Annotated in this window: 1 protein-coding gene; it reads right to left on the minus strand. The window is 36.1% G+C overall.

What is annotated here, in order from left to right; all coding sequences use genetic code 11:
- A partial coding sequence (locus SCA31_RS22895; protein ID WP_410699336.1) for an amidohydrolase family protein occupies nucleotides 1–302 on the minus strand: 302 nt, incomplete at both ends.

Consider the following 302-nt stretch of genomic DNA (forward strand, 5'->3'; position numbering starts at 1 on the left):
GTGATTTAAATTCTCTTGCTCCGTAAACAATTTTGCCATTAACGATCGTTAAATCAGATTCAATTTCTCGTACTTTATCATTTGAAATATTGAAATAATCCTCAGATAAAACAGAAAAATCGGCATACATTCCTTTGATTAATTTTCCTTTGTCTTTTTCTTCACCAGAAAACCAAGCGCTTCCAGAAGTGTATAATTGAAGGGCTGTAAACTTATCCAAAACCTGATCTTTCGGCCAGAACTGCATTCCACCCAACGTTTTTCCTGTAATCAGCCAGTGCATTGCCATCCACGGATTATAG

The organism is Chryseobacterium sp. SIMBA_028 (assembly GCF_046535285.1).
GTDB lineage: Bacteria > Bacteroidota > Bacteroidia > Flavobacteriales > Weeksellaceae > Chryseobacterium.